10 protein-coding genes are annotated in these 13,349 nt (G+C 37.1%); 8 read left to right on the plus strand and 2 right to left on the minus strand.

Annotated features, from left to right (window positions below; translation table 11 throughout):
- The first annotated feature begins 1 nt into the window (after position 1).
- Positions 2 to 1,507 carry a UxaA family hydrolase gene (locus tag LMC10_RS07960; protein WP_229269446.1) on the plus strand — a complete coding sequence of 502 codons (1,506 nt, stop codon included), beginning with the start codon at positions 2 to 4 and terminating at the stop codon, positions 1,505 to 1,507.
- Between the two features lie 18 nt (positions 1,508 to 1,525).
- A complete protein-coding gene (locus LMC10_RS07965) occupies positions 1,526 to 2,551 on the plus strand; it encodes a sugar kinase (RefSeq protein ID WP_229269447.1) in 1,026 nt (341 codons plus the stop codon).
- Between the two features lie 50 nt (positions 2,552 to 2,601).
- Here LMC10_RS07965 and LMC10_RS07970 read toward each other — a convergent pair whose 3' ends face one another.
- A complete protein-coding gene (locus tag LMC10_RS07970; protein WP_229269448.1) occupies positions 2,602 to 3,285 on the minus strand; it encodes a GntR family transcriptional regulator in 684 nt (227 codons plus the stop codon).
- 150 nt (positions 3,286 to 3,435) lie between these two features.
- On the opposite strand from LMC10_RS07970, the gene LMC10_RS07975 reads away from it, so the two are divergent.
- From LMC10_RS07975 to uxaC, 6 genes are all read left to right on the plus strand, one after another.
- Positions 3,436 to 5,067: a mannitol dehydrogenase family protein gene (locus tag LMC10_RS07975; RefSeq protein WP_229269449.1), complete on the plus strand. Its 1,632-nt coding sequence runs from the start codon at positions 3,436 to 3,438 to the stop codon at positions 5,065 to 5,067.
- Between the two features lie 21 nt (positions 5,068 to 5,088).
- Entirely contained in the window at positions 5,089 to 6,162 is a 1,074-nt protein-coding gene (uxuA, locus tag LMC10_RS07980; RefSeq protein WP_229269450.1) for a mannonate dehydratase, read from the plus strand.
- A gap of 77 nt (positions 6,163 to 6,239) precedes the next feature.
- Positions 6,240 to 7,541: an MFS transporter gene (locus LMC10_RS07985; protein WP_229269451.1), complete on the plus strand. Its 1,302-nt coding sequence runs from the start codon at positions 6,240 to 6,242 to the stop codon at positions 7,539 to 7,541.
- A gap of 13 nt (positions 7,542 to 7,554) precedes the next feature.
- Positions 7,555 to 9,108, plus strand: a complete 1,554-nt coding sequence (locus LMC10_RS07990; protein WP_229269452.1) for a glycoside hydrolase family 30 protein — start codon at positions 7,555 to 7,557, stop codon at positions 9,106 to 9,108.
- A gap of 12 nt (positions 9,109 to 9,120) precedes the next feature.
- Positions 9,121 to 10,665, plus strand: coding sequence for a glycoside hydrolase family 30 protein (locus LMC10_RS07995; RefSeq protein WP_229269453.1), 1,545 nt, complete (start codon positions 9,121 to 9,123; stop codon positions 10,663 to 10,665).
- Positions 10,666 to 10,776: 111 nt separating this feature from the next.
- Positions 10,777 to 12,246: a glucuronate isomerase gene (gene uxaC, locus LMC10_RS08000; protein ID WP_229269454.1), complete on the plus strand. Its 1,470-nt coding sequence runs from the start codon at positions 10,777 to 10,779 to the stop codon at positions 12,244 to 12,246.
- 79 nt (positions 12,247 to 12,325) lie between these two features.
- Here uxaC and LMC10_RS08005 read toward each other — a convergent pair whose 3' ends face one another.
- Positions 12,326 to 13,189 (minus strand): sugar phosphate isomerase/epimerase family protein, encoded by an 864-nt coding sequence (locus LMC10_RS08005; protein WP_229269455.1) that lies wholly within the window; start codon positions 13,187 to 13,189, stop codon positions 12,326 to 12,328.
- Positions 13,190 to 13,349: the final 160 nt, after the last annotated feature.

Genomic DNA, 13,349 nt, shown 5'->3' on the forward strand with positions numbered 1-13,349 from the left:
AGTGAACAATTTCATTATTCTAGATGATCATGATATTGTTGCCGTTGCCCTTCAAGATATCAAAAAGGGGTCTGTTCTAAAGACCAAGAACCACGGGGATGTTACGGTTTTAGAGGACATCACGCGTGGGCACAAGATTGCTCTTGAAGATATTGCTGAAGGAGAAGATATCATTAAATATGGGTATCCGATTGGTCATGCAACAAAGCCGATTAAGCGTGGTGTTCATGTTCACGTTAACAATATTGCAACCAATTTATCTGGTGAATTACAGTATCACTATGACCCAATTAAGATAGGGTCGAAAGTCAAAAAGGATCAACGAACTTTCATGGGATATAAGCGTCCTAATGGGAAAGTTGGCATTCGTAATGACTTATACATCATTCCAGTAGTAGGTTCAGTCAGTGAAATGTTGGACCCGTTAGTAGAACAATTTAAGGCTTTACATCCTGATGATGGGAATTTCGATAATGTAATTCCGTTAAAGCATACGTACGGCTTTGATACGCCAGAGGATAACTATGAACATGCCCGCAAGATCCTTATTGATGCTGCTTTGCAACCTAATGCAGGTGCTGTCTTAATTTGTGGTCTCGACTGTGCTGATGATAGTGAGCTTGAAAAGATGAAGCAGGCATTGATCAAAGCAGGTGGTTCGATTAACTCTGACCGAATTAAGTTTCTTTCATCAACTGATAGTGATGATGAACTGGCAGACGGTCTCGATATGTTAGAAGAACTAAATCAGGCAGTTGCTGAAGATCAGCGGACGCCACAACCATTAAGTGAATTAAAGATTGGTTTAAAGTGTGGTGGATCAGATGGGTTATCTGGGGTCACTGCTAATCCATTACTTGGTCGTCTCTCTGATTTTGTGGATGCCCAGGGAGGCACCACAGTCTTATCCGAAGTTCCAGAAATGTTTGGTGCAGAACAGATTCTAATGTCACGGGCGCGTGATAAAGCAACTTTTGATAAAATTGTCAACTTGATTAATAACTTTAAAGCTTATTTTGAAAGTTTCCATCAACCAATATATGAGAATCCTTCTCCGGGTAACAAAGCTGGTGGAATCTCAACGCTTGAAGATAAATCATTAGGGTGTACCCAGAAGTCAGGTTCCTCGGCTGTTAATGATGTTTTGCAATATGGTGATAAGTTGAAGACAAAGGGATTAAACCTATTGCAAGCACCAGGAAATGATTTGGTTTCCTCTTCAGCAGAAGCATCAGCAGATTGTCAAATGGTATTATTTACGACTGGTCGGGGGACACCGTTTGCAACCTATGTTCCAACAGTGAAAGTATCATCAAATTCTTATATTGCTAACTTAAAACCACGGTGGATTGATTTCGATGCGGGTCGCTTAATGAATGAATCAATGGATGATTTAGCAGACGAGTTTATCCAATTCATTATTGATGTGGCAAGTGGTAAAAAGACCAATAATGAAAAATATAATGTTCATGGTATTGCAATTTTCAAAACAGGAGTCACTGAATAGTAAAAGGGGTGGCATAAAATGAATAAGATTGTAACATTTGGCGAAATGATGATGCGGTTGAAGCCAACTGATAAGAAACGCATGCTTCAAGCTGATCAATTTGATGCTAATTATGGTGGCTCAGAAGCAAACGTTGCTGTATCGCTAAGTCTCTTTGGCGATCAGGCCGCGTTCGTTTCAAAATTTCCTAAAAATATCCTAGGGCAAGCAGCGACTGATAAACTTCGTGAGTACGGGGTTGATACATCTTTACTTCAGTATGGCGGCCCACGTCTTGGAATATACTTTTTTGAAAAGGGTGCCAGTGTCCGTTCAACGAAAGTAACATATGATCGAGCTGGAAGTTCATTTGCACTGTCAAAGAGTGAGGAATATGATTGGCCAACTCTGCTTAAAGGTGCGGACTATTTCTATTTCAGCGGTATTACGGCAGCTCTTTCTGATGAAATGCGTAAGACAATTTTAGCAGCATGTGAGTATTGTAAAGAAAACGGGATTAAGGTTGCTTGCGACTTAAACTTTCGGGGGAAACTCTGGACACCTGAAGAAGCCCAATCCTATATGAAGAAGATCATGCCATATTTAACTGTTTGCTTGGTCAATGATGAGGATTTTGAGCAGAGCCTTGGCATTTATGCTTTTGATGGGGATATGTCGCGCGGAATTGAGCAGAAAGATACCTTTATTAATGGGATGAAGGAAATTGTCAAACAGTATCCGAACATAAAAGTTGTAGCGAGTGTATTGCGAAACATTCAGTCTGTCGATAAATCGACTTGGATGGCATTAATGCTTAAAGACGGCAAGATTTATGAAAGTCCTGCATATAATATTGATGTTCTTGAAGGCGTTGCCGGGGGAGATGCATTTGGAGCCGGACTAATGCATGGGATCTTAAACGGTAATGCTCCACAAGAAATCATTGATTACGCGATTGCTGCGAGTGTTCTCAAACTAACAGTCCTCGGTGACCTAAACGTTTCAACAAAAGAAGATGTTGAAGCAGTTATGCAAGGCGGGGCCGGAACCCGGGTTGCACGATAGAAAATAAATAATCCATTCAATGAGTACTTTTTCACTGAATGGATTATTTTTTATTCAATATTTGAGAAATAATTAGGGAAAGTTTTAATGAGTGAATCTTCTTCATCAAGCATCCGGTGCATGTGATTGGCAGTTAGTCGGTCTGCTTCATTAACGTCATTTGCTTTAATTGCTTCATAAATAGCAATGTGTTCTTCAATTAAACCCTGCCAAGAAAGCTTCTGCACTTTTAAACGTAAAAAACGAAAACGATTGAATTGAATGTTTATTTTTTTAAGCCAGTCCCAGACGCGTTGATGATTAGTAATCTTATAGAAATATTCATGAAAAATATCATCACTTTCTAAAAAGGCGGGGAAATCATCATTTTCACGGGTCCTTTTTTCGTTTTGAATAATCTGATCAAGGTCTGCTATTTGTTCTTCGTTTAGGTTAATAGTTGCTGCTTCTCGCATAATACGACGTTCGACACTTGCGCGGGCAAAACGCGCGTCTAAAACATCTTTTAAGTCAATTTTTGAAATGTAAGTTCCAGATTGCGGGATTACATTAATAAGGCTTTCTTGCCGCAATTGTAATAAGGCTTCTCTAACGGGGGTACGCCCAATTTGTAAATCTTCTTCAATCTTTTTTTCAGAAATCTTCTGACCAGGTTCGTATTCGGCATCAATAATCTTTTTTAAGATGAGATCATAAGCTTGCCCAGTTAAGTCATTTCGTGAATAATTTGGCATTGTAATAACGTCCTTTCTAGTGATTTAATTATAACTCTTTTTATTTCTGAAAATACAATTTCTGGAAAATCATTGACAAAAGTTTTGAAAGCGTTTACTATAAAGGCAACTGATATATTAGTATATTACTTAGAAGGGAGAGATAATTTAATGGTGAAATTAACTGATGACTATCTCAATAACCCAGCACCATTTGAAGATGCGGGAATTAAGCTACCACAGTTTAATCAAGACGAAATAGTCAAGCATACAAATGAAGCGCCTGTCTGGGTTCACTTTGGTGGTGGTAATCTTTTTCGGTGTTTCCATTCTGTTATTGCACAAGACCTAATTAATAAAGGGGAGCTAGATAGCGGAATTGTTGTTGCTGACACTTATGATGATGAAGTAATCAATAAGGTTTATAAGCCATATAATAACCGGTTCTTATCGGTTGTCATGAAAAAGAACGGCTTTGATAAAGAGTTGGTCGCAAGTGTAGCTAATAGTATTTATGCTAACAGTAAAAATAAGGCTGGTTTAGACGAGCTCAAACAAATATTTGAAAAGCCTTCACTTCAATTTGCAACATTCTCAATCACTGAAAAAGGGTATGCGCTAAAGGATATTGATGGGAACCTAACTAAAGGAGCTGAACACGATATCAACAGCAATCCTGATGAAGCGGTTACAAATATGGGGATTATTACCAAACTCTTATTAGCTCGATATAAGGCTGGCAAATATCCAATTGCAATGGTTAGCACTGATAACTTCTCACAAAATGGGAAGCGACTTGAAGAAACTGTATTATTAATTGCTAATGGTTGGCTGAAAAACGGGATTGTTGATCAAGGGTTCGTTGATTATCTGAGTGATTCTCAGCAAGTTTCATTTCCATGGAGCATGATTGATCGGATCACGCCAAATCCATCTGAAACAGTTGCTAAACAGTTAGCAAATGATGGAATTGGAGATGCAGCAATTATTCACACCGATAAGCATACGAATATTGCGCCGTTTGGTAATACCGAAGAAACTCATTATTTGGTAATTGAAGATAGTTTTCCAAATGGTCGCCCTAAGCTTGAAGATGCGGGTGTACTGATGACAGATCGGGAAACGGTTAATGATGCTGACCAAATGAAGGTGACAGCTTGTCTTAACCCTCTGCATACATCTTTAGCAATTTTTGGTTGTTTATTAGGCTTTAACTCCATTGCTGATGAAGCGGTCGATGAAGATTTATTCAAGATGATTAAGAACCTTGGCTATGGAGAAGACCTGCTAGTTGTTAAAGACCCCGGCATTATTAATCCAAAAGAGTTTATTGATACATTGATTGAGAAACGGTTACCAAATAAAAATATTCCTGATACCCCGCAACGAATTGCTTCTGACACTTCCCAAAAGGTTGGTATTCGATATGGGGTGACTCTTCAGCATTATGTTGATGACCCTATACTGAATCCGGCAGATCTTGAGTTTATTCCGATGATTATCGCTGGTTGGTGCCGTTACTTGATGGCAATTGATGATGAAGGAAAGGCATTTGTTCCTAGTCCAGATCCTTTATATGATCAACTGCATAAATATGTAGCAGATATCAAACTTGGTGATGGTGAGCTTGATGTACATGAAAAACTTGAGCCAATTTTAAGTAATAAATCAATTTTTGGAAATGATCTTTATGAAATTGGTCTTGGTAATAAGATTGAAAACTACTTTAAACAAATGATTTCTGAACCGGGAGCTGTGCGTGAAACTATCCATCAAACAGTGATGGAAAAAGGAAAATTTTAATGTAAAGAAGGAACCAAACAAATGAAGAATATGGGATTTCGCTGGTATGGCGATAAAAATGACTCGATAAAACTGTCAGATATTCGTCAGATTCCAGGAACAACACAAGTAGTAGGAGCCCTATTTGATATTCCAGTCGGTGAAGTTTGGCCGAAAGAAAGAATAGCGGCATTAAAACAAGAAGTTGAAGATGCAGGGTTGAAGTTGGAAGTGATTGAGTCAGTTAATATTCATGATGATATTAAGATTGGTCTGCCAAGCCGGGACAAATATATTGAGAATTATAAGGAAACCATCAAGAATTTAGCAGCTTATGGTATCAAGGTCATTTGCTACAACTTCATGCCGATTTTTGATTGGGTACGTACAGATTTACATTATCCATTGCCAGATGGCTCAACTGATATGGCTTTTCAACATAAATATGTCGAAGGATCACCAGAAGATATTATCAAATCAGTTGAGAAGAACTCAAATGGTTACGTACTTCCAGGATGGGAACCAGAACGATTAGCTGAGGTTAAGCGGTTATTCAAAGCTTATAAAGATGTGGATGAGCAAAAACTCCGTGAGAATCTTAAATACTTCCTTGATGCGATAATTCCAACCTGTGAAAAATATGATGTCCGAATGGCAATGCATCCAGATGATCCGCCAATGCCATTATTTGGTTTGCCACGGATTTACAAAAATAGGGAAGATATGCTCAAAATTGAGCAAATGCATGAATCAAAATATAATGGCTTTACAATTTGTACAGGAAGCCTTGGTGAAAATCCAAATAATGATGTTCCAGCAATTATTCGTGAATTTGTAAAGAAGGATCGGGCACCATTTATTCATGCACGTAATATCAAATTTATGGGAAATGGCGATTTTCATGAATCTGCACACTTATCTTCTGAAGGTTCATTAGATATGTACGAAATCATGAAAGCTTTGTATGACACAGGGTTTGATGGCTATATTCGACCAGACCATGGCCGTGATATCTGGGGTGAAGAAGGTCGCCCAGGATATGGATTGTACGATCGTGCTCTTGGAATCACTTATTTAAATGGCCTTTGGGAGGCAATTCAAAAGGATAATAAATAGGTAGGAAAGATTAGTGTAAGAACTAATCTTAATTTAAAAAACATTTTTGAAAACGCTTTCGCCGAGGAGTGAGAATAATGGATAGTAAACTTTCAAATGATAAAGATCAAAAAGCTACTTCGTCAGTAATAGGGGAGATTACGAACGCTAAGGTTAAGGATTCTGAACAACCTAAACTACCTTGGATGATTTCTTCCGCAATGTTTTTAGCACCGCTTTGTTGGTATGGGCCTATTGGCTCGACTAGAAGCGTTTTAATTCCACAATTATTCAGTCAAATTGATCCAGCTAATAAAGTATGGGCAGTTGGTATTTTAGCAACTGTTGCATCAATTACAGGAGCTATTGCTAATTTGCTTTTCGGTGCTTTTTCAGATGTTACTAGGACACGTTTCGGGAAACGTAAACCTTATATTGTATTGGGAACTTTAGCAATAGCAATTTCACTATGCGTCATTGCTAATATGAAATCTGTTGTAGGCATTATTCTAGTATGGATTATCGCAGCAGCAGCGGAAAATGCTATTGCTGCAGCTATTTACCCACAAATCTCAGATAGAGTGGCACCAAAATGGCGTGGGACTGTATCAACATTTTATGGTGTTGGCTTTACAATTGCCCAACAAGGATTTGCACTATTGGCTGCTCAGTTCTTAGGAAATGTTAAATTTGGTATTTATGTTATGGCTGGGTGTACTGTTGTACTTGCAATTATTCACGAGTTATTAATTCAAGAAAAGGGTAATTTAGATGAACCTAAAGTTAAGTTTGACAAGCAATCGTTAAAGAAATACTTCTTCTTCCCAACTAAAGGTGCACGTGATTTTTACTTTGCATTGTCAGGTAAGTTCTGTATGGTTGTTGGCTCAACTATAGTTACAACTTTTGAACTTTATATTTTTACTGATTATATTGGACAGAGCACGCAGGATGCTGGACATTCAATTTCAATTTTCTCAATGATTATGTTAATTATTGGTGTTATTTTTGCCCTTATCGGAGGCCCTCTTGCTGATAAAATGAAGCGGGTTAAGGGACCAGTTGTTTTAGCTACATTTGCTTTAGGTGCCGCTGCATTATTCCCATTATTTGTTGCAAAGCCATGGGCGATGTTTGTGTACGCTATTATCGCGGCTTTTGGTAATGGACTATATAATTCGGTTGATGGCGCTCTTAATATGGACGTGTTACCATCAGCTGATACAGCCGGAAAAGATTTGGGATTGATTAACCTTGCCAATACTTTGGGTCAAATGTTGGGTGCTATGTTTGCTTCAGCAGTTGTTGCTGGGTTTGGTTACAAGTCTATCTTTATTTTTGCCGTAATCATGGAAATTGTTGGTGGTTTCTTAATTTGGTCAATTAAACGTGTTCGTTAAAGGGTGAAAAATTATGAAATTTAAGAATGAATTTTGGACAGCTACTTCTGGAGATCTAACAGAAAAGCGCCAAAAAATTGAAATACCTGTTAGTACTAAAAATCCAGGGACTGGTAGCCAGATTATAATTGATCCTTCAATAAAAAAGCAGCATTGGATTAGCGCGGGTGCAGCAATTACTGATGCAACAGCTTCATTAATTTGGAAGCAGACCTCTGAACAACGCAATTCTTTACTTCACGAATTGTTTGATCCTAATGAAGGAAACTTTTCTGCAATTAGAATTCCAATTGGATCATGTGATTTTGGATCTGGAGAAGTTTCAGAAGAAGAATATTATAGTTATGATGATGTTCCATTTGGCGAGCATGATTCAAGCTTAAGTAAATTTTCTATCGGTGAAGGTAAACCAGGAGCTGAAAATGCAACAAAGGATCTCAAGTACATCGTTCCGGTAGTTCAAGAAATTTTAAAAATCAACCCAGCGGTTAAAGTTCTTGCTTCTCCGTGGTCGGGTCCTGCTTGGATGAAAAATACAGGTAATATGAAAATGGGAGGACATCTACGCTTTGGAGAATTTACCGGAAATGGTTATGCAACTAAAGACCGCTTAGAAGGTGTATATGCTAATTATTTCATTAAATTCATTGAAGCATACAAAAAATTAGGTATTCCTATTTATGCATTGACTATTCAGAATGAACCATCCAATGCTGCTGCATGGCCGGCAATGATTTGGGACATCAAAGAATTAGCTCATTTTGGTTATAAATACTTACGACCAGCATTAGATAATTCATTTCCCGATACCAAATTATATTTCTGGGATGGCAGTTTAAACGTACTTAATGAGCCATTAAGTAAATTCATGAGTATTGAAGAAGCTAAAGCATTCAATGGATTTGCTTTTCATACTTATGATGGTCCCTATTCTAATCTTTTTAATGCAAGTCGATTTAATCCTAATTGGGATTTAGCAATGACAGAACGCCGGTGTATGTTAGAAGAATCAGTTGATGATGCCTCACATATTATGTTTGGCTTAATTGGGAACTGGTTAGTACGACAAGGCTTATCATCGATTTATTTATGGAACCTTGCACTAGATGAACGTGGTCTTCCTAATATTGCTGGATCTACAGGTCGACGTGGCGTTATAACTATTGATCATAAAACCGGAAAGGTCCAACGAAATCTTGAATATTATATGTTACGGAATTTTACACAAGATGTTGATGCTGGATCAGTCGTAATTGGATCGAGTAATTATACGCAGGATGGTTATTCAGGCGGTTTAGGATCAGTAGCATTCATGGGTCCTACTGGTTCAATCACAGCTCATATTTATAATCCAACTGCTTCCCCAATGATGGCAACAATCAAGCTTAATGGATTTGATACAGAATGGCAAACAGTCGAAGTACCTGCTTACGGAACTATTACTCTTCATAAATCTAATGCAAAAATAAATGAAAGTAGTCCTCGAGAAGACGAAAAATTTAAATTAAATCCTCGTCCGGCTGCCTTACAAGATGATTGGGCACCGGGAAAAGGTATAAATAAATAGGGAGGATACATTATGACCAAATTTAATAATGAATTTTGGACTGTTACTTCAGGAGATTTAAAGCAAAAACGTGAGCATCTTTCGACTCCTAAGTATCATTTAAATAGTGGTGAGGGATATAGAATTGTAATTGATCCCTCAATAAAAAAACAAAATTGGATTGGAGCTGGAGCGGCAATTACTGATGCAGCAGCCTCTCTTATTTGGAAGCAAAGTCCAGAACAACGGAACAAACTTTTGCATGAATTATTTGATCCTAATGAAGGCAATTTTTCAAATATTCGTATACCACTTGGTGCTTGTGAGCCATCTAGCCAACCTTATTATAGTTATGATGATGTTCCCTTCGGTGAGCATGATTCAAGCTTAAGTAAGTTTTCTATCGGTGAAGGAAAGCCTGGTGCTTCAGATGCAACTAAGGACTTAAAATATATTGTTCCTGTGGTCCAAGAAATCTTAAAGATTAATCCGGCAGTTAAGATTATGGCTTCTCCATGGTCTGCCCCAGCCTGGATGAAGAATACAGGCAATATGAAAATGGGTGGTCACCTGCGATTTGGCGAATTTACAGGAAATGGATATGCTACGAAAGATCGTTTTGAAGGTGTATATGCACAATACTTTGTCCGGTACCTTGAGGAATATAGGAAACTTGGTATTCCAATTTATGCCATTACTATTCAAAATGAACCATCTAATGCTGCAGAATGGCCAGCAATGATTTGGAACATCAAAGAATTAGCTCATTTTGGTTATAAATATTTGCGACCAGCGTTAGATAATTCTTTCCCTGATACCAAACTTTACTTCTGGGATGGCAGCTTAAATGTATTAGATAATCCATTAAGCGATTCTGTTACGCAAGAGGAGGCTAATGCGTTTGATGGATTCGCCTTCCATACTTATGACGGTCCGTATACGAACATTTTTAATGCAAGTCGGTTTAATCCTAAGTGGGATTTAGCAATGACAGAACGTCGTTGCATGCTCGAAGAAACTGTTGATGATGCATCACATATCATGTTCGGATTGATTGGGAATTGGTTGGTACGACAAGGTTTGTCTTCTATCTACCTTTGGAATATGGCGTTAGATGAACGTGGATTACCAAATATGGTTGGCTCTACTGGGCGTCGTGGTGTCGTTACAATTGATCATAAAACCGGTAAAGTTCAGCGGAACCTTGAATATTATATGTTACGTAATTTTACTCAGGATGTTGTACCAGGATCAATAGTAATTGGTTCAAGTAACTATACTTCAGATGGCTATACAGGTGCATTAGGATCAGTTGCGTTTCTTGGACCAGGTGATTCTATAGCAGCGCATATTTATAATCCAACAGATAAACCTCTTAAAGCCACGATTATAATTAATGGCTTTGATAACGAATGGCAAGATGTTACTGTCCCCGCTTATGGAACTGTAACATTACACAAAGCGAATGAACCAATTAACGAAAGTTCTCCACGGAAAGATGAGGATTTCAAATTAAATCCTTATCCAGCAAACCTAATGGATGATTATGCGCCAGGTAAGGGGGTGAATAAGAAATAGTCTCAACAACATAAATTAAATATCTTACACTTAGGGTTCATTAAATTTTTATATTAATATTTAATGAACCTTTTTGTATTTAAAATACACAAGCAAATGGAGGTAATTAAAATGTCACTAATTGGCAAAAATTTCTTATTAACTAATGAATGGGGTAAAAAACTATTTTTTGATTACGCTAAGGATATGCCAATAATTGATTATCATTGTCATTTAGTGCCTAAAGAAATTTATGAGAATAAGAACTATAAAAATATAACACGAGTATGGCTAAATGATGGGACTTATGGTGACCATTACAAATGGCGTTTAATGCGAGCAAACGGTGTTCCAGAAGAGCTAATAACAGGGGATGCAGACGATTATGAAAAGTTTCTAGCCTGGGCGGCAACAATCGAAAAGGCGGTGGGAAATCCTGTTTATGAATGGACTCACTTGGAATTAAAAAGATTTTTTGGAATAGACGAACCATTGACACGAGAAAATGCTCCTGAGGTTTGGAAAAAGGCTAATGCATTACTTCAAACAGAAGATTTTAAGCCTCGTAATCTTATTAAACTTTCTCATGTTATGGCGGTATGTACTACTGATGACCCAGCATCTGACCTTCATTATCACAAACTTCTAAAACAAGAAGAACGTGAAAATGGTTTTCGTACTTTACCTGCAATGCGCCCTGATAATTTAATCTATATTGATAAACCGACATTTGGAGAATATCTTCAAACCCTTGGAAAGGTATCAGGGATTGAGATAAATACATTTGCAGATATTGTTACGGCCATGGACCAACGTTTTAGTTACTTTAATGATATGGGAGCACGTTTATCTGATCATTCATTAAGTACCTACCATTTTATTGAAGCAAGTAATGCAGAATTAAATGCGATCATCAAAAAGGGCATTAATAATGAACAAATTACCGATCAAGAACGAGATCAATACTTAACAATGCTTATTGAAAATCTAATGAAACTTAATAAAAAGTATAATTGGATAATGCAATTTCATAATAATGTTTTGCGAAGTATTAACCATCCAATGTTTAATAAGGTTGGTCCAGATACAGGATTTGATGCGATGGGTACCCAACCAGATATGATTGCTGAAATTCAAAAGCTATTTACAAAGATGAAAGATAAAGAAAGCTTACCTAAGATTATCTTTTATTCTCTGAACCCAAATGATTGGATGCAGTTAATAACTTTAATGGGGTGTTTTCAAGAAGGCGGCAAGCAACGGATGCAATTAGGTGCTGCATGGTGGTTCAATGACACAGCAGAAGGAATGCGAACACAGTTACGTGACTTCGCCCAACAGAGCCTTTTATCAAATTTTGTTGGGATGCTAACAGATTCTCGAAGTTTCCTCTCGTATCCGCGGCATGAATACTTCCGCCGTGTATTATGTAACTTCTTCGGTGAATTGGCAGAACAAGGCCGGGCACCAGAGAATAAAGAATACCTCGGAAAGATTGTCCAAGATATTGCTTATAATAATGCGCTAAATTACTTCAACTTCTTCCCAGATGAGAAACCGAATGAACTTTTTCCAAAACGTAATAATAGATTTCAATTTTAGTTAAATATAATACCCGTCAAATATTAGTATTGATGTAAGGATTACATTAAATATCATATTTGACGGGTATTGTTTAGTTTTATTGAATAATAATTGTATTTGACTTTATCTCGGCTTGGTGTAGGGCATGCAAGGCATCATCTAACTTATCTTCTTTAGTCGCCTCGAAAGTTGCATAGGTATATGGCTTCAGTTTATTTATAAAGTCGATATAACGCTCAACATCAACTAAACCTGATCCAAACGGTACAGTAACTTTTTTCCCATTAATAAAACCAATGTCTTTTAAATGAAAAGTACAAATGCGATTACCATATAATCTGGCAGCATCTTTTAAAATTTTGTCTTGATTTTTGTAGTTTTCTTTTGAAAGTAGATTAGCAAGATCAAAAATAACTAATAAATTAGGACTGTTGACTTCATCAAGTACTCGACGAACAACATAATTATTGTATAATGGATGATTTATCCCAGGTTCGATTGCAAAAATAGCTCCTAATTTTTCTGCGTTACGGACAATTTGTTTTACAGAGCTGATTACTCGCAATAGGGCAGTTTCTGTAAAATTATCAATGGTATATCCTCCTGGTGAAAGTATACTACCGGTTTCACTACCCACGACTGCAGCATGAAGAAATTGTTCTGCTAGCAGACTGTTGCGGTAACTTTGCAAATTCTTTCTTCGTTTGCTTTCATCAAGATCAATCATATTAACATAATTTCCGAGAACAGAGATTTGTATTTCGGCCTGTTTAAACTTTTGATTGATTTCGTTTAGTAATCCTGGAGAATAGAATGAGCTATCTGCTATTAATTCCTTAGGTAAAAATTTAAATGGTGCGAATTGAACATTATTTAACCCGTAATTATGGGTTACAGCAAATAAATGTTTAAAAGTATGTTCGTTGACATCGTGAGCACGAATTCCAATATTAATACTCATCATCATCACCTCTGAATCTATATTATCACTTTGTGCACTATTTAGAAATCTTATTTCTTTTATAGAAATAATTTATTGAAAGCACTTGCAAAAAATGTCAATGATACTATAATTAAAGGTGAATAAGGAAATATAATTTCGAATTAAGAAACGGAGGAAT

The organism is Limosilactobacillus reuteri subsp. simiae (assembly GCF_020784875.1).
Lineage (GTDB): Bacteria > Bacillota > Bacilli > Lactobacillales > Lactobacillaceae > Limosilactobacillus > Limosilactobacillus reuteri_H.

Coding starts and splice junctions, on each gene's coding strand:
- LMC10_RS07965 (WP_229269447.1), top strand. CDS start 1,526: ATGAATAAGATTGTAACATTTGGCGAAATGATGATGCGGTTGAAGCCA.
- LMC10_RS07970 (WP_229269448.1), bottom strand. CDS start 3,285: ATGCCAAATTATTCACGAAATGACTTAACTGGGCAAGCTTATGATCTC.
- LMC10_RS07975 (WP_229269449.1), top strand. CDS start 3,436: ATGGTGAAATTAACTGATGACTATCTCAATAACCCAGCACCATTTGAA.
- uxuA (WP_229269450.1), top strand. CDS start 5,089: ATGAAGAATATGGGATTTCGCTGGTATGGCGATAAAAATGACTCGATA.
- LMC10_RS07985 (WP_229269451.1), top strand. CDS start 6,240: ATGGATAGTAAACTTTCAAATGATAAAGATCAAAAAGCTACTTCGTCA.
- LMC10_RS07990 (WP_229269452.1), top strand. CDS start 7,555: ATGAAATTTAAGAATGAATTTTGGACAGCTACTTCTGGAGATCTAACA.
- LMC10_RS07995 (WP_229269453.1), top strand. CDS start 9,121: ATGACCAAATTTAATAATGAATTTTGGACTGTTACTTCAGGAGATTTA.
- uxaC (WP_229269454.1), top strand. CDS start 10,777: ATGTCACTAATTGGCAAAAATTTCTTATTAACTAATGAATGGGGTAAA.
- LMC10_RS08005 (WP_229269455.1), bottom strand. CDS start 13,189: ATGAGTATTAATATTGGAATTCGTGCTCACGATGTCAACGAACATACT.